This window comes from Synechococcus sp. PCC 6716, assembly GCF_022570815.1.
Lineage (GTDB): Bacteria > Cyanobacteriota > Cyanobacteriia > Thermosynechococcales > Thermosynechococcaceae > Thermosynechococcus > Thermosynechococcus lividus.
In genome coordinates, this window is the sequence record NZ_JAKLTU010000004.1 from 19,680 (window position 1) to 39,966 (window position 20,287).

Annotated in this window: 16 protein-coding genes; 8 read left to right on the top strand and 8 right to left on the bottom strand. The window is 52.4% G+C overall.

Annotation, left to right across the window (positions count from 1 at the left end; all coding sequences use genetic code 11):
* Nucleotides 1-96 precede the first annotated feature (96 nt).
* From L5220_RS04275 to L5220_RS04295, 5 genes are all read right to left on the bottom strand, one after another.
* On the bottom strand, nucleotides 97-711 hold the full coding sequence (locus L5220_RS04275) for a slr1353 family protein (protein ID WP_499571841.1): 615 nt from the start codon (nucleotides 709-711) through the stop codon (nucleotides 97-99).
* A 98-nt stretch (nucleotides 712-809) separates the two neighbouring features.
* Nucleotides 810-3,011, bottom strand: coding sequence for a transglycosylase domain-containing protein (locus L5220_RS04280; protein ID WP_499571843.1), 2,202 nt, complete (start codon nucleotides 3,009-3,011; stop codon nucleotides 810-812).
* 105 nt (nucleotides 3,012-3,116) lie between these two features.
* Nucleotides 3,117-3,479, bottom strand: a complete 363-nt coding sequence (locus L5220_RS04285) for a single-stranded DNA-binding protein (RefSeq protein WP_448514726.1) — start codon at nucleotides 3,477-3,479, stop codon at nucleotides 3,117-3,119.
* A gap of 24 nt (nucleotides 3,480-3,503) precedes the next feature.
* Nucleotides 3,504-7,682 carry an EAL domain-containing protein gene (locus L5220_RS04290; RefSeq protein WP_499571846.1) on the bottom strand — a complete coding sequence of 1,393 codons (4,179 nt, stop codon included), beginning with the start codon at nucleotides 7,680-7,682 and terminating at the stop codon, nucleotides 3,504-3,506.
* A 237-nt stretch (nucleotides 7,683-7,919) separates the two neighbouring features.
* Nucleotides 7,920-8,438 carry a DNA recombination-mediator protein A gene (locus L5220_RS04295; RefSeq protein ID WP_448524540.1) on the bottom strand — a complete coding sequence of 173 codons (519 nt, stop codon included), beginning with the start codon at nucleotides 8,436-8,438 and terminating at the stop codon, nucleotides 7,920-7,922.
* 154 nt (nucleotides 8,439-8,592) lie between these two features.
* Here L5220_RS04295 and L5220_RS04300 point away from each other — a divergent pair, with 154 nt between their 5' ends.
* The 8 genes from L5220_RS04300 (at nucleotide 8,593) to L5220_RS04335 (ending at nucleotide 17,668) form a co-directional block, all read left to right on the top strand.
* Nucleotides 8,593-10,824, top strand: coding sequence for a glycoside hydrolase family 57 protein (locus L5220_RS04300; RefSeq protein ID WP_499571849.1), 2,232 nt, complete (start codon nucleotides 8,593-8,595; stop codon nucleotides 10,822-10,824).
* Between the two features lie 138 nt (nucleotides 10,825-10,962).
* A complete protein-coding gene (locus tag L5220_RS04305; RefSeq protein ID WP_499571850.1) occupies nucleotides 10,963-12,120 on the top strand; it encodes a DegT/DnrJ/EryC1/StrS family aminotransferase in 1,158 nt (385 codons plus the stop codon).
* 63 nt (nucleotides 12,121-12,183) lie between these two features.
* On the top strand, nucleotides 12,184-13,248 hold the full coding sequence (gene pseG / locus L5220_RS04310) for a UDP-2,4-diacetamido-2,4,6-trideoxy-beta-L-altropyranose hydrolase (protein WP_499571854.1): 1,065 nt from the start codon (nucleotides 12,184-12,186) through the stop codon (nucleotides 13,246-13,248).
* 3 nt (nucleotides 13,249-13,251) lie between these two features.
* Nucleotides 13,252-13,902: a formyltransferase family protein gene (locus L5220_RS04315; protein ID WP_499571856.1), complete on the top strand. Its 651-nt coding sequence runs from the start codon at nucleotides 13,252-13,254 to the stop codon at nucleotides 13,900-13,902.
* A gap of 124 nt (nucleotides 13,903-14,026) precedes the next feature.
* Entirely contained in the window at nucleotides 14,027-15,058 is a 1,032-nt protein-coding gene (gene pseI / locus L5220_RS04320; protein WP_499571858.1) for a pseudaminic acid synthase, read from the top strand.
* Nucleotides 15,059-15,178: 120 nt separating this feature from the next.
* Nucleotides 15,179-16,117, top strand: a complete 939-nt coding sequence (locus L5220_RS04325; RefSeq protein WP_499571861.1) for an META domain-containing protein — start codon at nucleotides 15,179-15,181, stop codon at nucleotides 16,115-16,117.
* 35 nt (nucleotides 16,118-16,152) lie between these two features.
* Nucleotides 16,153-17,085, top strand: a complete 933-nt coding sequence (gene rlmB, locus L5220_RS04330) for a 23S rRNA (guanosine(2251)-2'-O)-methyltransferase RlmB (protein ID WP_499571864.1) — start codon at nucleotides 16,153-16,155, stop codon at nucleotides 17,083-17,085.
* A 25-nt stretch (nucleotides 17,086-17,110) separates the two neighbouring features.
* The gene (locus L5220_RS04335; RefSeq protein ID WP_499571866.1) at nucleotides 17,111-17,668 is read left to right on the top strand and encodes a 5-formyltetrahydrofolate cyclo-ligase; all 558 of its coding nucleotides are present in this window, start codon (nucleotides 17,111-17,113) and stop codon (nucleotides 17,666-17,668) included.
* Between the two features lie 3 nt (nucleotides 17,669-17,671).
* Here L5220_RS04335 and L5220_RS04340 read toward each other — a convergent pair whose 3' ends face one another.
* The 3 genes from L5220_RS04340 to L5220_RS04350 all read right to left on the bottom strand — a co-directional run bounded on the left by L5220_RS04340 (nucleotide 17,672) and on the right by L5220_RS04350 (nucleotide 20,114).
* Nucleotides 17,672-18,958 carry an ABC transporter substrate-binding protein gene (locus L5220_RS04340; RefSeq protein WP_499571944.1) on the bottom strand — a complete coding sequence of 429 codons (1,287 nt, stop codon included), beginning with the start codon at nucleotides 18,956-18,958 and terminating at the stop codon, nucleotides 17,672-17,674.
* A gap of 10 nt (nucleotides 18,959-18,968) precedes the next feature.
* Complete coding sequence (mscL, locus tag L5220_RS04345) at nucleotides 18,969-19,385, bottom strand: large conductance mechanosensitive channel protein MscL (protein ID WP_499571868.1); 417 nt, start codon at nucleotides 19,383-19,385, stop codon at nucleotides 18,969-18,971.
* Between the two features lie 75 nt (nucleotides 19,386-19,460).
* A complete protein-coding gene (locus tag L5220_RS04350; protein WP_099797869.1) occupies nucleotides 19,461-20,114 on the bottom strand; it encodes an ATP-dependent Clp protease proteolytic subunit in 654 nt (217 codons plus the stop codon).
* Nucleotides 20,115-20,287: the final 173 nt, after the last annotated feature.

Consider the following 20,287-nt stretch of genomic DNA (forward strand, 5'->3'; position numbering starts at 1 on the left):
CGGTAAAAATCTATAGCTTTTCTTTAAGTTTCAACCAGAGTATAAATATTCTTTACGTATTGATTCTAGTTTGTTCTAGCATTGGCCTATATTGGCCTAAAACGAGGGTTCCCCAGGGCTGGGTTGGCGTTGCAAAAAGTGTAGGAAGTCGAGAAGTTCCTCATCACTCAGTTGTTGGCGCGATCGCTTGCCATAGCGCTCTAGCAAACACGCACGACCTTGGGCGTCCGTCCAGCCAAGGCGTTTCATCTCAACGGTGGTTTGGGCAATTTCATCGGCAAAGTCCACTGGTTCCTGTTTCGGAGCCACTTTCTCTGCGGCGGGTTTGTTGGTAGCCCTACCCCGCCGCGTAACGGGTGGAGGAGCAGGCTCTAACATCAGCTCTGAGGTCTCGTCCTCCGGCCATGGTGCTGCCCCTAAAGCAGCGCGTTGACTGGTGGGCAGGGGTGGAGATGGGTCTGCGGCAATTAACTCAGCTTGGGTTTGTAGGGGTAGGTGAATCCCCAGCAGTTGCAATGCCCGTTGCCGGGCGCTATCCTCTGCCTGCTCAAGGGTGGGGGCGGCGGCCATTCCCGTGGCCAGAACACTGCCCCCGACCAAGAGGGAGGTTTTGACAATAAAGAGGTCGTCATGAATTTGTAACAGTTCACTGACCAAGCTGCCTGTAGGATAGCGGCGATGGAATTCGCTCAGAGTATGCACATCCGCCATGGCGATCGCCTCTCAGCAATACCAGCAATCCCGTTCATCGTAGCTTATCTGGCTGTCGCTGCTAAGGGCAAGCAGGCAGAATTTTAGCAGTAGGCGCTTTACTGCAGCACTTGCCCCATATAGTCCCCCCACAGGGCAGCAGCTAGGCCACTACTCCCTTGGGTAGGGCTGTTATCGTCGTTGCCCAGCCAAATCCCCGTGAGAACATCTGCAGCAGGAACATAGCCAATAAACCACAGATCCCGCCCATCGTTGGTGGTGCCCGTTTTGCCTGCGACAGGCCAGCTCAGTGCTGCCGCGCGACCGGTGCCCCGACTCACGACAGCGGTCAATAGGTCGGTCATCTGGTTGGCGATCGCCATCTCGAGCACCGGCTGAGGTGCCTCTGTCTTGGCCTGATAGATCACCCGGCAGGTCTGCCAAGCGGTGGGGGTGGTACAGTCGCTGCCGTCGCGCACCTCAAGAATGGTGTGGGGAGGAATCCGCTTGCCAGCATTGGCGAGGACGGCAAAGGCACCACTCATCTCTAGGAGGGTAGTTTCGCTTTGCCCCAGCACTAAACCGGGTACCGCTTGCAGAGGGGTGCTCAGCCCCATCCGTTGCGCCAGTTGAATCGTGGGCTGTAGCCCGACCTCCTGAGCCAGCCGCAGGGCAATGGGGTTTTCTGAGAGGGCAAGGGCAGTGGCTAAATCCATGGCGCCTCCCCCGTGGCGGCAGCCCTCAAAGCGTTGCCCCTGCCAAAATACCGGCTCGCACGACAGGGTCTCGTGGGGCGATCGCCCCTGCCGCAGGGCTTCAGCAAAGACAAAAATTTTGAAGGTGGAGCCAGGTTGGCGCATCGCTAGGGTCGCGCGGTTAAACTGGCTTTTTTGGTAGTCAACCCCGCCCACAAGGGCACGGATCAGCCCCGTACTCGGTTCGAGGGTGAGGATTGCCCCTTGACTCACGCCGTAGCTGAGCGCAACCTCATTGATAAAGGTTTTGAGGCTGGCTTCGGCAGTGGCCTGCCAAGTGGGGTCTAATCCTGTCTGTACAATTAGGTTCCCTTCTTGGGCTAGGTCGTCACCCAATAGCCGATCCAACTCGTGGTACACCTGATCGGTGTAGTAGGGAGCACGCTGCGCCGCAAACACCTCCTTGGCTTTAGGGCTAAGTTCAATGCGCGATCGCCGGGCGCGATCGGCATCTTCCTTGCTCACCCGCCCCTGCTGTACCATCCGCAACAGAACCCGATTTCGATAATCCACTGCGGCATCGTAATCCCGCACGGGGTTAAAGCGGTTCGGTGCTGGCAAAATACCCACCAGTGTGGCCGCCTCATTAAGGGTGAGGTCTTTAGCGGACTTGCCAAAAAAGAACTGGGCAGCATCTTCAAAGCCGGTGTTCCCTACCCCCAAATACACCCGGTTCAGGTAGGTCAACAGTAATTCATCCTTGCTGTAAAAGGCCTCTAACTTCAGGGCGACGACCATTTCCCGCCACTTGCGCCCCAACGAGTCATCGGTGCCCACGTAAGAGCGAAAGAGGGTACGTGCCAATTGCTGTGAGAGGGTACTGGCTCCTTCCCGTAACTCACCACCGCGTACATTGGTGACAACTGCTCGCGCCAGACCGAGGGGATCCATCCCAAAGTGCCAATAATACCGCGAATCTTCGGAAGCAAGCACCCCATGGATCAGATAGGGGGAGAACTCCTTAAGGTAGCGCAGTTCTTGGTGAGGCCGACTCTCCACGGGATTCACCGGCTGCCCTTGGCGATCGAGGAGAATAATGGGGCCTTGCTCAATGGCTGGGATGGGATGCACAGAAACCTTCGCTGCTTCGGCAGTGATGATCCCCCCCGCCAGTAGGCTCACCCCCAGCAGACCGTACAGACTGTAGCACACCCCCTTTACCCAGCGAGGCGGTGGGTTCACAAACCGCAGGGTGACCCCATTTTGCAGTTCTGGCGGCCCTAGGGTCAGCACATCCCCATTGTGGAGCACATCCACCGCCATTTTCTGCCGCCCCCGGTATAGGCCATTGGTGGAGTCTAAATCCCGAATCTCAAAGMCCCCTGTGGGGGTCAACCGCCGCAGCTCGGCATGACAACCACTGACAATTTCACTGTCGATGAGAATATCGGCCTTGGTGCGACTGCGGCCAAGGATGTAGCGATCGCCCAAGAGGGGATACCTACGGTGTGCCCCGGCTCCCTCAACCCAGAGTTCCGTTTTGCGTGCAGTCTCCTGAACCGGTACTTGGCTCCAATCAAACCGTGCCTGTACCGTCTCTACCGCTTGGGTGAGAGTTTGCGTCATGGTATGCCACAGGTTACGGGGTGAGTTGCTCATAGCTGTGGTAAACGGTTGCCGAAGGAGGCACGTGCAACTTGCATAGACGTAGCCACCATGCCATCGTATCCCCTAGCGATCGGGCATATACCCAGAGGGCACCGCACTGAGATCGCTATCGCGCCTTGAACTCAGCAGCTCCATGCGATCAACCAAGATAACGGGGGTGGAGCGATCGACACCGGTGGTACGATCTTGCCAGCGATCAAACTTGAGGCTGCCTTTGATGCCAAGGAGGGTGCCTTTGCGAACGTAGTCGGCAGCAACTTGTGCCGTTTTACCCCAAATTTCCAAATTAAACCAGTCGGGTTGGTCGTCTTTGCTGGGACGGTTGACCGCCAAGGTGAGGCGGCATTTGACACTGCCGGATTCAAAGTAACGCACCTCCGGATCGCTCCCCACCCGGCCAACCAGATGCACAACGTTTAGACTCATGGCTCAGCCTCCGAATACGTCGCCTTAACACTCTATTCTAGGGGGTGCGGTCTGTACCCACTCAAGCAATTCCGCGTAGGGCATCGGTCTGGCGAAAATAAAACCTTGAATAACATCACACCCCAAAGCAGTAAGTTGCTCTAGTTGCGCGACTGTTTCCACCCCTTCGGCCACGATGGGTAACCCCAGTCCTTTTGCCAGATCAATGATGGCTTTGGTAATAGCTTGATCTTGGCGATCGCTGACAATATCTTCGACAAAGGAGCGATCAATCTTCAGACCCGTGATCGGAAAGTGTTTGAGATAGGTGAGGGAGGCATACCCCGTGCCAAAGTCGTCAAGGATAATGCCCACCCCAAGGGCGCGCAAATGACTGAGAATCTCTTGGGTGAGGTTGACGTTGTGAATGGCGGTTGATTCGGTAATTTCTAAGGTGAGCAGGTGCGGTGGCAACTGAGAGGCCGCAAGACTCTGCTGAATTTCCTCAAGCAGGTTTGGGTGCAAAAACTGCCGCGACGACAGGTTCACCGCAACCCCAACCCCTGCTAATCCTTGGCGTTGCCATGCTTGACAGTCATGACAGGCGCGGCGGAGCGCCCAGTCGCCAATGGGTAAAATTAAGCCATTTTCTTCTGCCATATTAATAAATTGCCTAGGGCCAAGTAACCCTTGCGTGGGATGCTGCCAACGCACAAGCGCTTCGATGTGGTGAATCTGTCGCCGTTTCAGATCAAGTTGGGGCTGATAGTAAAGGCACAGCTCTTCAAGGCTGAGGGCAGTGTGCAGGTCATTTTCAAGGCGCAGTAGGGCATGGGCGGCAGAGTTAAAGCTGTCGGTGTAGAACTGGTAGGTATTCCGTCCGGTTTCCTTGGCACGGTAGAGTGCCGTATCTGCATTCCGCAGCAGTAGATCGGGTGACTCGCCATGATCAGGGTACACAGCAATGCCAATACTGGTGGTGATGTGGAGATGGTGGCCATCTAAAATAAACTCGGGCTTGAGGGCGTGGAGAATTCGCTCGGCCACAATGGCTAAGTCATCACTGTGGTGTATCATCGGCAGCAGAATGGTAAATTCATCGCCCCCCCAGCGGGCAATGGTGTCAGTTTCCCGTAGGCAGTGCACTAGTCGCTCAGCCACCTGTTGCAGGAGTTGATCGCCAATGGCATGGCCAAGGGTATCGTTAATCACTTTGAAGCGGTCTAGATCCAGAAACATCACCCCCACCCGCTGCTGCGACCACCGGGATTCCGCTAAGGCAAGGGGGAGGCGATCGTCAAAGAGGGCGCGGTTCGGTAGCCCCGTCAGGAGATCGTGAAAGGCTTGGTAGTGAATCGTGCTTTCTGCGAGTTTGCGCTCGGTAATATCAACAACAGTGCCTTCAAAATAAGCAAGGTGACCGTTGTTATCGTAAACTGCCCGGGCATTTTCAGAGATCCAAATAATGCGGCCATCGCGACGATACACTTGGGACTCAAAGTCGGTAACAATACCGTTTTTCACAAGAGCTTGGACAAATTCGTCGCGTCGTCGGGCATCGACATACAGTTGATGGGCAATATCTGTCAGTTCAGCTTGCAGTTGCGCAGGTGATTCATAGCCATAGATGCGCGCTAGAGCCGGGTTAACGTTCAGGTAGTAACCATCGGGGGTGGACTGAAAGATGCCTTCGGTGGCATTTTCAAAAATACTGCGGTACTGGGCTTCAGCGCGACGGAGTTCTGCGTCCACCCGAATGCGATCGCTAATATTGCGGACAAAGGCCACGACTTCGTCATCCTGGAATGGCAACAGGCGGGCTTCAAAAAATTGCTCTTCTTGGGGGTAGGGAAGCGAGTAGGTCAGCGTCAACAGAGCGCGATCGCGCAGTACGTGACCGATGGCATCCTGAAATTGCTGCGCAACGGAGGTGGGCAGGAACTCAAACATCGAACGCCCCAGCAGTTCTGATTCAGGTACATACAGTTCGGCATGACTGCCCCCCTTGTAGTCCAAAATGGTTGTATCCGCCGCAATCCGAAAGTAGAGATCGGGATACACCGCAAAAATCGCTTCCATCTCTGCGGTGGCTTGCTGAAGCTGAGCGGCTGCTAGTTTGTTTTGGGTAATGTCTTCGACAGTACCTTCGTAGTAGCAGACCTGCCCTGCCTCATTGCGAACGACGCGGGCGTGCTCCGACACCCAAATAATGGAGCCATCCTTCCGATACACTTGGGATTCAAAGTTGCTCAGGGTGGGGTGCTGCTCCAGAGCTGTGATAAAGTCTTGCCGTCGCTGGGGGTCAACATAGACCTGAGTAGCAATGTGATGAATGGTATTGATGAGTTCATCGGGAGACGCATAGCCATACATGCGCGCCAAAGCAGGATTCACTGCCAAATAGCGACCCTCCGGCGTGGACTGAAACATTCCCTCCACGGCATTTTCAAAAATACTGCGGTATTGGCTTTCAGCGGCTCGCAGCGATCGCTCCGTTTCTTGGCGCTCCAGCACATTGGTAAAGGTGGCAGCCATCACCTCCATCAGGGGCAACAGGGTCTCTAAGTCCTGCCGCGCTTGCCTGACAAAATCTAAGCCCAGAAAACCAATGGTTTCAGAGCCACGGCGCAGGGCAACCACAATGAGGGACTGAATCCCTTGGGCATCTAAGCCAGCGCGATCGGGGAGATTCAGGGGCAGGCCTCTCACGTGCGGCCAAAGCACGTGCCCCTGGGTGTACAGTTGCTGAAAAAAGAGGGGGAAGTCCGTGCTGGCAACCCCTTGAAGAGTGTCTTGTTCAGGTTCGATGTCTGCTGCACACCACTCATAGGTATTCGAGAAGCTCCTTAGGGTTGGGGTGTCTCGCTCAAATAGATAGCTGCGATCGGCGGCAGTGATCTCCCCCAATAGACGCAAAACCTTGTGAATCCCTTCAGGGATGTTGGCCAAGGGCAGATTAATAAACTCGCTGGCAACGGTACTGATTAACTTTTCGTAGCGCAGTTGCTGTTCTAGATGCGCTTTGTGGGCTTTCAGGGCACGCTCAGCACGGATGCGCTCTAGTTCTGCGGTCAGGCGCACCCCAAAAATTTTCAGCAGCCCCTCAATGTAGGCGACCCGCTCAAGAGGCTGTGAGTGCATAATCGCCACCAACCCAAGGGTTTCGCCTAAGGAGTTGCGCAAGGGGATCCCAATGTAGGCGTCAACCCCAGCCGTGGCCAGCATCTTATCCTTAGGAAACAGGCGAGCGACCCCTTGGCTATAAAAACAGGTATCGGCGTGCAAAACGTTGGCACAGGGGGTATCAACTAGGGCATAGCTGAGGGGGGGGTGCAGTTCGCCATGGCAGCAGTAGGCAACTGTGGTGAGCCAATCATTATTTGGACCGCTGATCTCCCCAATCAGGACATGATCCACGCCCAACTGCTGGCTGAGGAATTGAGCCAGATGACAGACAAAATCACTGCCAACCCACTGATTCAGGCCAGCGATGGGTTGTTCGAGGGCGTACTCTAGCTCTTTCCAGAGGGTGATGTCGGCGATCGCCCCATCAATGGCAATCACGCGGCCAAGGCTATCCAGCACCGGTATGCCTTGCTCCCGCACCCAGCGTAGATGCCCATCCCGATGGTGAATGCGATACTCAATTTCGTAGGGGCTGGCATGGGCGATCGCCTGCTCAATGGTTGCCAGCACTTGAGGTAAATCTTGGGGATAGGTAATTTGATCCAGCCCCTGATCGCCACGGCTCAAGAAATCGGCGGGCGTATAGCCGGTTACGGCGAAGCACCCCTGACTCAGATAGGTGAGTTGCCAAGGTGGCGTACTCTCACAGGAAAAAATACATCCCAGCACTTGATCCAGCAACTGGTTCAATCGTGCCGGATTTTCATAAATAGGGCTACGACTTGTGTCCCTATCGAGCAGGCCAAGAATAAAACCAGTTGTAGTTCGCCCACTGTCTTCTGGCAGGGGGATAAAGCTGAAACAGAGATGGCGGTAACAGTGTTGAATGCTCACTTGCTGCTGCCAGCATTGGTTTAAGCAAGCCACTAGGCGCTCATCCTGCAGGAGGTCTGCCCTTGGCAGGTATTGCCCTAAAAGCTGCTGTGCAACTGCATTGACACTGAGCACCTGATAGCAAGGACGGGCTGCATCTACCCCTAGTAAAAGCATTCCTTGGCTACTAAAGCTAAAAATGCTCTCTAACAGCCGATTGTGCAACAACTCCCTCAACGTGCTGTTTATCGTTAGGAGAGGCATTGCAGCTGTACTGTCTTCAAACCTAGACGGCTGAGCCACAGTTGATTTAGTCTGATGATTTTACAGGGTATTATGCGTTAGTCTAGACGATACTGCCAATCATTGACTGTTAAACCGAAAACAGTTTGCACACTTGCTATGCCACCTAATTCCTTGGGGTGACCCCTGATCAATGAATCATCAGAATCAGCACAATAACTAATCAAAATAGAAAAGCGTTACCACCTTATGCTGTTCCTCTGCCAATTCACAGGTTTGCAGAAGGGTATGGCTATCGTGAAAGGCAAAACAGATCAGTTGTTGACAGCGGGAAACAATTTCTTGGTTACATAGCGCACTGGCTTCCCCCAAGGGAAGTTGATCATTCTCAGGTTTTTCAACCAAGTGCATCACCTTGTCAAGCTGTTGCCGCGACTCCCGCGGTTGTCGTTCTAGGCTCTGGGGCAGAATCACCGTCAATAGGTTCGGGTTTGCCCGCATGGCACCGCGAATCGCCGCTGCATTCGTTCCCATCGCACCGGAGGTCATCAGGCGGTTGCCTGCCAAAACCAATGCGTAACTCATCATTTCAATCAGATGCTGATGAGTAATGGGCACATGACGCGAACCTAAAAGGGCAATTCGCTTGGGACCGGCATTCTGGATAGTGGCTAATTCTTGTAAAAATTCGTCAATTTTTGGGGAATCTATGCCCGGAAGATCAGTCGCCTGGGTCAAGACGGTGTCTCATGTGCTACAGAACGAGGTTATTTTAGCACGTTAGAGCGACTTCTATCCTTTAGGGCGGGGAGTATGTCAAAGTGTGTAACAACTTGGCTAGAGGGCAAAATTCCCTGAAATACTAGAGGGTAGCGTTACCTAAGGTGCGTTTGTGGCGTATCCCTTACACATTGCCTTTGTTTGGCACCAGCATCAACCCCTCTACAAAAGTTGCCGTACAGGTCAGTATCTTCTGCCGTGGGTGCGCTTGCATGGCACTAAAGATTACCTAGATTTAATTCTAGTGCTAGCGAAGTATCCCCGCCTCAAGCAAACCGTCAATTTAGTACCTTCTCTGATTTTGCAAATAGAAGATTATGTCAATGGTGTGGCACTAGACCCGTACCTGACCGCCGCCCTCACCCCTGTCGAGCAACTCACGGATCAACAGCGGTGGTTTATCATTGAGCATTTTTTTGATGCCCACCACCGCACGATGATTGATCCCCATCCCCGCTATCGCGAACTCTACGAGCAACGGCAGACGGAAGGGGCAGTGTGGTGTTGGCAGCACTGGCACCCCCAAGACTATGGCGATCTGCTGGCATGGCACAATCTGGCATGGATTGATCCGTTCTATTGGCAGGAGGAAGAGGTGAGTCAGTGGTTTGCCCAAGGACGAAACTTCAGCCTCAGCGATCGCCAGCGGATCATTTCCAAACAGCGGGACATTCTGCGGCAAATTGTGCCTCAGCATCGCGCCTTGCAAGAGGTCGGTCAGATAGAGGTAACGACCACCCCCTACACACATCCCATCTTGCCCTTACTGGTGGATACCGATGCCGCAAAGGTGGCCGTTCCACAGATGACCCTGCCTCAGCACCGCTTTCAGTATCCCGACGATGTACCCCGGCACCTGCGGCGATCGCGAGTGCTCTACGAACACTATTTTGGGTGTGCCCCCCGTGGGTTGTGGCCCTCCGAAGAGGCCGTCAGCCCCGCCATTTTACCCGCTATCATTGAGCAGGGATTTGAGTGGATTTGCTCCGATGAAGCGGTCTTAGGTTGGACGACGGGTACCTACTTTCACCGCAATGAAGCAGGGGTGGTTCAAGAGGCGGCGGTTTTGTACCAACCCTATCGGCTCACCACCAGCAGTGGAGATTTGAACATTATCTTTCGTGATCACCGTCTCTCCGATTTAATTGGCTTTACCTACAGTGCCATGTCCCCTGAAACAGCAGCAGCAGACTTGATCCACCAGTTAGAGGGCATTCGGCAGCACCTGTTGGCTTACGAAGGAACCGGCGGCACTGCCCTTGAGCAACCGTGGCTAGTGACGATCGCCCTCGATGGCGAAAACTGCTGGGAGTACTATCCTCGCGATGGCTTACCCTTTCTGGAAACCCTTTACCAGTTACTCAGTGATCATCCGCACTTGCAGTGTGTCTCTGTAGCCGAATATTTGCAAACCCATCCGCCGCGAGCTGTGCTGGCGGGCGAATCGCTCCACAGTGGTTCATGGATTGACGGTAATTTCTGTACGTGGATTGGGGATCCGGTCAAAAACAAAGCCTGGGATTACTTGGCGGCGGCACGCCAAACCCTTGAACGCCATCCTGACGCAACAGAGCAGGCCAACCCAGCCGCGTGGGAAGCCCTCTTGGCGGCTGAAGGCTCTGATTGGTTTTGGTGGTTTGGTGAGGGGCATTCCTCCAATCACGATGCCATGTTCGATCAGCTATTTCGCGAACACTTAATTGCACTGTACGAGGCTCTTGGCGAGCCGGTGCCCCAGTACTTAAATGAGCCACTTGAAGTTCACGAAGCTAAGGATACTTATCCTCCCCAAGGGTTTATTCACCCGCAAATTGATGGGCGTGGCGACGAACAGGACTGGAACTTTGCGGGGCGGATTCATATTGGCGGCAACCGTGGCACAATGCACCGACAAACCCTGATCAACCGCCTCTGGTATGGTGTTGATCACCTTAACATCTATATGCGGCTGGATGCCCCTGCTCAAAAGCAGCCCTTTGGTACCGAGATTGGCACCGTCCACTTTTGCTGGTACTACCCCAATGTGGTGACCTATAATAGCTCGCTGTCCCTAAAGGAGTATCCTGACGAGCCACCCCTCAATTACTTGTATCACCACCAACTGGTCATTGACATTGAACGTCAATGTATTGAGTTTAGCGAGGCGATCGCCAACAACCAATGGCAGCCTCAGACCACCCATGCTCAATATGCTCTAGAGACGTGCCTCGAAGTTGCAATCCCTTGGGCGGATCTCCACCTCAAGCCAGACTGCGGTTTACACCTCCTAGTCATTTTGGCGCAGGACGGCTATTACCTTGATCATTTTCCCACCGAGCAATTGCTGTTTTTAACAACACCCTAGCCACTGGCTGCGCTTTGGTGAGAGGATGGTTGCAGCCTGTTTGAATCTAGCATTGCGCAACAGTATCTCACTATGTTCTCAACATATTCTCAACATATTTACATATTTAGGTCTCAACACGTACTTAATCACGAGTAAATGGATACCATTCCGATTCTTGATCTGAAGGCGCAGTACCAAAGCCTACAACCTGAGATTGATCGCGCCATTGCCCAAGTGCTAGCTTCCGGACAGTTTATCCTTGGACCTGAGGTTCATGCCTTTGAAGCCGAGGTGGCCGCTTATTTGGGGGTGCGTCATGCCGTTGCTGTGAATTCCGGTACCGATGCGCTGGTGATTGCGTTGCGTAGCCTCGGGATTGGCAGTGGTGATGAGGTGATTACCACCCCCTTTTCTTTTTTTGCCACAGCGGAGTCAATTAGCTTGGTGGGGGCACGCCCGGTCTTTGTGGATGTGAATTTGCGCTCCTTTAACCTTAACCCCGCTAATATTACCGCTGCGATTACTCCGCGCACCAAGGCCATCATGCCGGTACATTTGTTTGGCCGCCCTGCTGCCATGGGTGAGATCCACGAATTGGCACAGACGTACAAATTAGCCATTATTGAAGACTGTGCCCAATCCTTTGGTGCCCGCTATTGCCCCCCCTGCGACCAGTGCCAGTGTGCTGAATCAACCCAGGCATTGTTGGCCAATCGTTTGACCGGGGCGATCGGAACCATGGGGGCATTTTCATTTTTTCCTACCAAAAACTTAGGTGCCTATGGCGATGGCGGCTTAATTACCACCAATGATGATGAGCTGGCAGGACAGGCACGGATGCTGCGTGTCCATGGTTCGCGGCAACGCTACCACCATGAAACCCTAGGGTATAACTCGCGCTTAGATAGCGTGCAGGCAGCCATTTTGCGGGTGAAACTTCCCCATATTGATCGGTGGAACCAAGAACGGCGCCGGGTGGCAGCCACCTATAACCGCGAATTAGCCGGAATTGAGGGGTTAGTAACGCCTGAAATCGTCCCCGGTCATGTTTTTCATCAATACACGGTGCGCGTGCTCCATGGCGATCGCGATCGCCTAGCTGCTTTTCTCAAAGCCGCAGGCATTAGTTCAATGATTTACTATCCCATTCCCCAAGATCACTGCCCCATGTACAAGGGGCAATATCCGCCCAATCCCGTGAGCGATCGCCTTGCGGGGGAAGTCCTCAGCCTACCCATTTGGCCAGAGTTAAGCGATGCTACAATTGGCCACATTGCCGCAACTATCCGCGAGTTTTTTGCCACCTCCCGATAAACTCAGGGTCAACAACCATCAAGCTATACTATGCTTAGGGTGACTTAGGGCAGTTTGAGCTGTATGCTAATCCTCTTTCGCGTGGATTCTGCCACCATGATTGGCATCGGTCACCTCATGCGCTGTCTCACCTTGGCAGATGCCCTAAGGCGCAGAGGTGCAACCTGTGAATTTATTTGCCGTAACCACCCCCATAACAGTATCGATTTAGTTAGGCAGCAGGGCTTTAGGGTTTATGAACTACCCCAAGCCGCTGAACCCACCGCACCAGATGATTTAGGCGTGGGGGCGATCGCTGATGCGATTGACACCTGCCAAATCATTGAGCGGTGTCCCACAATCCCCGACTGGCTCATTGTGGATCATTACGGCATTGATCGGGAATGGGAGCTAAAACTCCGTCCATATGTTAAACGTATTTTTGCCATTGATGATTTAGCAAATCGTCCCCACGACTGTGACGTGTTGCTAGATCAAAATTACACTCATCACTGGGATCGTTATGAAGGTCTGGTACCTGAGAACTGTTGCCTTCTTTTAGGGCCTGAGTACGCACTATTACGACCAGAATTCCTCGCAGCACGCCAGAAAATAGAAGCAGAGGGACGACCAACCTTTGATCCTCGGAAAGTATTGGTCTTCTTTGGTGGGACTGATCCCCATAACTATACTGGCCAAGCCTTGAATATCTTAAAAGAGATAGGGGACTTTGCCCCAGAGGTCGTCATTGGCCAGCAAAACCCTCATCGGCTTGAAATTGCTAGCCAGATGCGAGCCTTTACCGATGGTCACTTGCATATTCAGACCAACACTATGGCACAGATCATGTGCCGTTGCTCATGGTATTTAGGGTCAGGGGGGTCAGTCACATGGGAGCGCATGTGCTTAGGACTCAGTGGAATTGTAGTAATAACTGCACTAAATCAAAGCATTTTTTCCAGTAGTTTGTCTCAAGATAACCTTCAGATAGTTGTCGAAGAATTGTCATTAACTGCAATCAAGGATGCATATGAGAACTACATTTTAAAAATACCCGTCTCAAATTGGCTAGAAAAATGCCTGAGTATTGTTAATATTAAAGGAAGTGAGCATATTTGCGGCAAAATAATGCATTTATTGAAGTATTAGCTTATGGATAAAGTTCTGAAAATATCAATACTATCTCAAGAAGAATCATGGATAAATCCTTTTTTGGAAGAATGGATCAATAGTTTGTCAAATAATTTTCAGGTAAATTTTGTGCATCAAGAGATTAGTTTGATGAGCGGAGATATTTTATTTATACTTTCCTATTGGCAAAAAGTGTCAACTAAAACACTTGAAAAATTTAGTTCATCTGTTGTTGTTCATGCAAGTGATTTGCCGAAAGGACGTGGTTGGTCTCCTGTTAGCTGGACAGTTTTAGAAGGTCATAATCAAATACCGATCGTTCTTTTTAAGGCAACTTCCCAAATTGATCAGGGTGAAATCTACCTAAAGGACTATATCTATTTAGAAGGACATGAGCTTATCAATGAAATAAGAGTCAAGCAAGCTCATAAAACAATTGATTTGTGTAATAGATTTATAAATGAATACCCAGAAATTCTGAATCATGGCAATCATCAGATTGGCACACCAAGTTATTTCCCAAGACGGACACCAAAAGATTCAGAATTAGATATAAATAAAAGCATTAAAGAACAATTTAATTTGCTGAGAATAGCGGATAATGACAATTATCCGGTTTTTTTTGATTATTTAGGCAAAAGATATATTATCAAAATATACAAGGAAAATTAAAACTGCCATTATACGATTTCGACTTTATTGTTTGGCATTGGCTTCATGATCAATGATAATGCAAAGGAAGATATAATTAAAAAATATAATTAATATTTTAATGGAACTTATTAGAGATTTAACAATGAACATTAAATCATCTATTTTAACCCAGCCATTCATTATTGCTGAATTATCTGGCAATCATAATCAATCTCTAGACAGAGCATTGGAAATTATTACATCTGTTGCACAATCAGGTGCACATGCGCTAAAAATTCAAACTTATACTGCTGATACAATGACTATAAAATCAGCTAAAGAAGGGTTTCAGATTACCGATCAAGCAAGTCTTTGGAAAAACCAATCCCTGTACGACCTCTACCAAAGGGCATACACGCCTTGGGAATGGCATCAACCGATATTTGAACGAGCGAAGGAGCTTGGGCTGATTGCGTTTAGCACCCCATTTGACTTAACGGCTGTTGACTTTCTGGAAAAGTTGAACTGCCCTATTTATAAAATCGCGTCTTTTGAAAATGCTGATTTACCCCTGATAAGGCGCGTGGCTGAAACTGGCAAGCCTGTAATTATGTCCACCGGTATGGCAACGCTGGCGGAGCTAGACGAGGCTGTGCGCACCATTCGCTCCACGGGTAACAATCAAATTGTGCTGCTGAAATGTACGAGTACCTATCCAGCAGACCCTACTGATTCTAACCTGCGTACAATTCCCCATTTGAAGGACTTATTTGGCTGCGAGGTGGGGCTATCGGATCACACGCTGGGGATTGGTGTGGCAGTGGCGGCAGTTGCGTTAGGTGCAACGGTTATTGAGAAGCACTTTACCCTCAGTCGGGCAGATGGTGGGGTGGATGCTGCCTTTAGTATGGAACCCCATGAGATGAAGTTACTGGTCGAAGAAACCCGCCGTGCGTATCAGGCGCTTGGTCACGTGCATTATGGCCCCACTGAGGCGGAGAAAAAATCGCTGGTCTATCGGCGATCGCTGTATTTTGTCAAAGATATGCTCCCAGGTGAGGAGATTACTCCTGAAGCCATTCGCTCGATTCGTCCTGGCTATGGCTTACCGCCAAAGTATTACGAGGTGCTCTTAGGTAAGCGGGTGAAGATGGCTATTGAGCGTGGCACGCCTGTTTCATGGGATGTTTTCTGACGGTTATGACGGTAGGGGAGCTTACTGACACTATTCACCGTCCTAAAATAGATAGCGTCTCTTCGAAACGATTAAGAGATGCTGTAATACTGAATTCTTCAAGGCTGGCACCCATACACGATGATGCTGCGATCTTCTCTTATTCTTGGTTCATTCCTTGCGCTGAGCGGGCTACCCTCAGTAGCTACGCCTCCCTCATGGCTCGATCAACCGCCACAACCTTGGAATCGTCAGGGTGAAGCGTTGCCAACCGCCAAGAGCACTGAGGGGTGGAGCCTGAATGCCAAACAGTGTGCTCAGGTGATCCGTGCCCCCCAATCACCGACGGAAAGAGCATTGCGCCAGCGGGGGTGGTACCTATTTGGGACAGCAGCTAAACATAACGCAGTAGAGATTGTGCTTGGGACTATTGGCTTTGATGGGATGTGTCGGCCAATGGGTTACCAAGCCTTTGTTTTTATGGATGGACGGTATGCAGGCACACTTTCCCCTGAGTTGATGAACGCTCGTAGTGATGGCTCCCTCGTGGGGAATATTAAGTTTACTGGCGATCGCACCGTTGAAGTGAAGTTTGCCCGCTATCGTGAAACCGACCCACTGTGCTGCCCCAGTCGCATGAGTAGGGTGACCTACCAACTGCGTAACGGCAGAACTCCGACCGTTATGGTGACCCGTATTACAACGGTACCCACCTCAGAGCCACGCTCAACCTCCTCTGTTGAGAAGCTCACCGGCCAGCGCTGGCAATTACGGCGGATTGGCACCGACCAGGAGGTGACCTTAGATAGTGTGTTTCTTGAGTTTGATGCGGCACAGCAGCGGGTGAGGGGCTTTAGTGGCTGCAATTATTTCAATGGCGGCTATCGCCTCACGGATCACGGCCTCACGTTTGGCGCGATCGCCAGTACTAAACGCGCCTGCCTAGAGGCACCGATTCAAACCATCGAGATGGCGTTCTACGAGGCATTGGGGCAAACAACCCGCTATCACCTTGCGGGTGATCAGTTGCATTTCTATGGGGGCGATCGCCTATTATTAACGTTCCAGCCAATACCCTAACGGTTGATTTCTCCTAAATATCTGAGACTCCCTTAATGACTGAAAAACCTCGACTGCGTAAACTGAACCGCCGTGACGAGCGTCCGCACAAAAGTAGTGGTAAACCCCGACCCCAGCGTCAACACCGGCCTAGCCAAGGAAAGCGGGTCGCGCCGAGCCGCCCCACCCGCCGTGAAGCCCCAGAGCCAGCAAACGATGCCCCCGAGTTACTCTACGGGCGGCATACTGTGCTTTCAGCGCTTGAAAGCGGTCGTCCTTGTAACCGCATTTGGGTCATTCCTGCCCTGCGCTACGATCCGCGCTTTCACCAACGGCTGAACGATGCGAAGCAGCAGGGAGCCGTGATTGATACCGTCACCCCTGAGCGGCTGGATCAACTCTGCCAGCGGGGTCGTCATCAAGGCATTGCGATTCAGGTGGCCGCCTACAGCTATTGGCAGTTGGACGACCTATTAGCAAAGGCACGTACCGCGCCTCATCCTGTTTTGCTCGCAGCAGATGGCATTACGGATCCGCAAAATCTCGGTGCCATGATTCGCACGGCGGAAGCCCTTGGGATGCAGGGAATGATTCTTCCCCAGCGCCGCGCTGTCGGTATTACTGCAACAGTGGCGAAAGCGGCCGCAGGCGCCCTAGATCATTTGCCAGTGGCGCGGGTGGTGAACTTAAATCAAGCGCTGGAAGCATTGAAGGCCGCCGGATATTGGCTCTATGGCCTTTCAGAACGAGGTTCTATCCCACTTTCAAAGGTCACATTTGATCGCCCCACGGTCTTTGTGGTGGGTGGCGAAGGCCAAGGGGTTAGCTTGCAAACCCAAAAGCACTGTGACCATCTTGTGGCCATTCCTCTTGCTGGACGCACCAACAGCCTCAATGCTGCCGTTGCTGTGGGAATTGCCCTTTACGAGGTGTGCCGTCAGCGATCGCCCGCCTGGGATTTAACAAAGGGGGATATTGCCAATCCCTAGGTAGCCATTGGACGAGGAGGGCACCGTGCAAAAAGCAATCCTGCGAAAACAGTTCCTGCACTGGCGCGAGCAGATGAGTAACAGTGAGTGGCAGGAGCGTAGTCATCGTCTCTGTCAGCACCTCTTGGCTCAGCCCCAGTTTCAAGCAGCAACCACTATCTTGACCTATGTCCCCCATCGACGGGAACCCGATGTGCGCTCCCTCTGGAGTATTCCGAAGCGGTGGGGACTGCCACGGGTGGTTGGTAACACCTTGGTGTGGCACGAGCTTGCCAGCCCTGATGCGGCGCTACAAGTCGGACGCTACGGCATTCTAGAACCAGCAGCAACATGGCCGCCCATTGATCCCTCAACGGTGGAGTTGTGCTTAGTGCCTGCCATTGCCTGCGATCGCCGGGGGTATCGCTTGGGGTACGGTGCCGGTTTYTTTGACCGCCTCTTTGCGGATCCCCTGTGGCAGGCCATTCCCCGCTGGGGGATTGTGTTTGCCGCCACCGATCAGGTGTCATTTCCAGTAGAGGCGTGGGATCATCCCCTCACAGCAGTATGCAGCGAAGAGGGGCTACGGTTGACCAACCTATGAACCTTAGGACAAGCGGCTATTCCACGCGGTGGCCGCATCATTAAGAGCCTGATCAATTGTTTTGCGCTCCAGCAGAACGGCTTGCAAGTTTTCGTAGAGCAGCCGTTGCAGTTGCTTAATATCGCGCACTGGTGGAATCAGGACTTGTGCCTGCGACATCTGCGCCGCACTCACCGCCCGGGCACGCTCCACGGGTGTGGCTGTCTCCCCCACCGACTGAAAGTAGGGATCCTCTAAGGCCGCTTGGGTGGAGGGCAACACATTAGCAGCTTTGGCAAACGCCAGTTGATTCTCGTTATTTGTAACAAACAGCGCAAATTCAACGGCAAGATCAGGATGCTGGGTTTGCCGAGGCACGAGCAGGTTCATGACCGCAACATTTTTTTTACCCGTCTCCCCCGTCAGTTGGGGAGCAGGGGCAGAAACGGCGGCAATCGTTGGGGCATTGGTGGCAATGGTATTTAAGAACTCTGGGCTGGTCATTAGCAGTGCTGTTTGCCCTGACTGGTACAGTTCAATTCCCTGACGATGGCCCTCGGTCAGCACTTGCGGCGGCAGCAATCCCTGACGGTACAAATCCACCCAGTACTGAAATGCGGCGCGCCCCTCAGGACTATTAAATGCTGCCCGTCCCTCGTCATCCACTAAGGTTACCCCCATCTGTACCATCGACTCCATGAGTTCGGCAGAGTCTTCCGGCACCATAGTGATAAAGAAGGCGTATTTCCCCGTTTTTTCTTTAACTGCTTTGGCAACGGTGGCGAGTTCCGCGTAGGTTTGGGGTGGTGTTTCCACGCCCGCCGCCTTGAGGAGGTCTTGGTTATAGATAGTGATCCGTGAGGTTAAGTACCAAGGCACGGCAAAACTCTGGCCATCGAGGGTGGTGGCCTCCCAAATTTTGGGTAAGTAGCTCTGCCGCACCGCTGCGGGCACGTAGTCATTAAGGTTCAGCCATGCATTCCGTGCTGCCAATTGCGAGGCAAAGTCAGGGTTGAGGTTAACCACATCTGGTGCTGTACGAGCAGAAACGGCGGTTAAAATCTTGCTTTGCATTGCCGTCCATGGCACATCCACCCAGCGTACCTTAACCCCAGAGTGTTGGGCTTCAAACTTAGCAATCAGGGTGTTGAAGTAATCGGTGAACTTCGGCTGGAGTTGCATGGTCCAGAACTCAATCTGGGTACCATTCGTGGCTGGTGGTGAAACGCAACTAGGCAGCAGGGCTAAACACAGCCCTAAGAGGAGCCAACAGCACCACCGGAGCCAACGGGGCGATCGCCAAACCAACATGTAAATCTCCTCAAAGGGGCGGTAACTCAGCGGTGCAGGTACGACAGCGCGTTGCCGCAAGGGGAACCTGCTCTAAACAGTACGGACACTGCCGTTGTTCCGAGGACGGGGGTGTTTTGGGTAAGACGGGCAGCAGACGTCTCAAAATAACAAACAGACTCAGAGCAATGATCACAAAATCAAGCACGTTGCCCAAAAAGCTGCCAATTTTAATCCCGCTTCCAACGGTCATCYCCCGCCAATGACCACCTGGAATGAGCGGGTTGAGCAAGGGCATGAGCACATCTTGAACAAAGGACGAGATAACTCGGCCAAAGGCTCCACCAATCACCACCGCGATCGCCAGATCAATCACGTTGCCTTTGAGAGCAAACGCCCAAAAGTCTTGCCAAAACTGCTGTGCTTTGCGACGGCTGCTGCGAGCCATTAGAACCTCTTCGTGCACACCCATAGGCTAGCGGGTTGATGGCTAGTATGCAATTTCTGGGTGTATCCTAGGCAATTAGCTGAGTGTTGCTGGCAGCTTTGGTGCGGCTTCCGGCTCCAAAATCCGGTCAATAATACCGTACTCCTTCGCTGCATAAGGGGTCATGTATAGCAGCCGATCCATGTCGCGGCTAATGCGTTCTGGGGGCTGCCCCGTATTTTGCGCCAAGATCTGAATCATTGTTTCCTTATTGGCCAGAACCTCTCGGGCACGAATTTGAATGTCTGAGGCTTGGCCTTGGGCATAGCTTTTCATCTGGTGAAGCACGATGGTGGCGTGGGGCAAGCTAGCGCGACACCCCTTTGTTCCTGCCGAGAGGAGCATGGCTGCCATCCCCATCGCTTGACCAATGCAAATCGTATGCACTGGCGGCTTAATGTAGCGTAACGTATCACAGATAGCAAAGGCTTCAGTTTCAAAACCAATCGGTTCACCATCGTAGCGGGAGGTTCCCGTGGAATTGATGTAGATGCGAATGGGCTTTTCGGGGTCGTCGTACTGCAAGTACAGTAGCTCAGCAATAATCAGTTCCGTTACCGCTGGTACTAAGGGCATCCCCAGATAAACAATGCGCTCTTTCAACAGTAACGACGGCAAATCAGGCGGCGGTGTTCGGTAGTAGGCATCACCGTAGTAAGCCGCTTGGGCAGCAGTAATGGGCAACCGCATAGGACGTTCAGCGAATGACAGACTACCTGTACTCTAGCAAGATTATTGCCCGTTAGATCGGCAGTATCCGTTTAGCTAGCTTGCCAGCCATTGTGGACGGTCTAGGCTGAGCCTGCCGTAGGCATAGGCTGCCATCTGCTAGAATTGGCACATCACCTGCCGACGAGCCTTGC

Coding starts and splice junctions, on each gene's coding strand:
- pseI (WP_499571858.1), top strand. CDS start 14,027: ATGAACATTAAATCATCTATTTTAACCCAGCCATTCATTATTGCTGAA.
- L5220_RS04350 (WP_099797869.1), bottom strand. CDS start 20,114: ATGCGGTTGCCCATTACTGCTGCCCAAGCGGCTTACTACGGTGATGCC.
- L5220_RS04325 (WP_499571861.1), top strand. CDS start 15,179: ATGATGCTGCGATCTTCTCTTATTCTTGGTTCATTCCTTGCGCTGAGC.
- L5220_RS04305 (WP_499571850.1), top strand. CDS start 10,963: ATGGATACCATTCCGATTCTTGATCTGAAGGCGCAGTACCAAAGCCTA.
- L5220_RS04315 (WP_499571856.1), top strand. CDS start 13,252: ATGGATAAAGTTCTGAAAATATCAATACTATCTCAAGAAGAATCATGG.
- pseG (WP_499571854.1), top strand. CDS start 12,184: ATGCTAATCCTCTTTCGCGTGGATTCTGCCACCATGATTGGCATCGGT.
- L5220_RS04285 (WP_448514726.1), bottom strand. CDS start 3,479: ATGAGTCTAAACGTTGTGCATCTGGTTGGCCGGGTGGGGAGCGATCCG.
- L5220_RS04340 (WP_499571944.1), bottom strand. CDS start 18,958: ATGTTGGTTTGGCGATCGCCCCGTTGGCTCCGGTGGTGCTGTTGGCTC.
- rlmB (WP_499571864.1), top strand. CDS start 16,153: ATGACTGAAAAACCTCGACTGCGTAAACTGAACCGCCGTGACGAGCGT.
- L5220_RS04275 (WP_499571841.1), bottom strand. CDS start 711: ATGGCGGATGTGCATACTCTGAGCGAATTCCATCGCCGCTATCCTACA.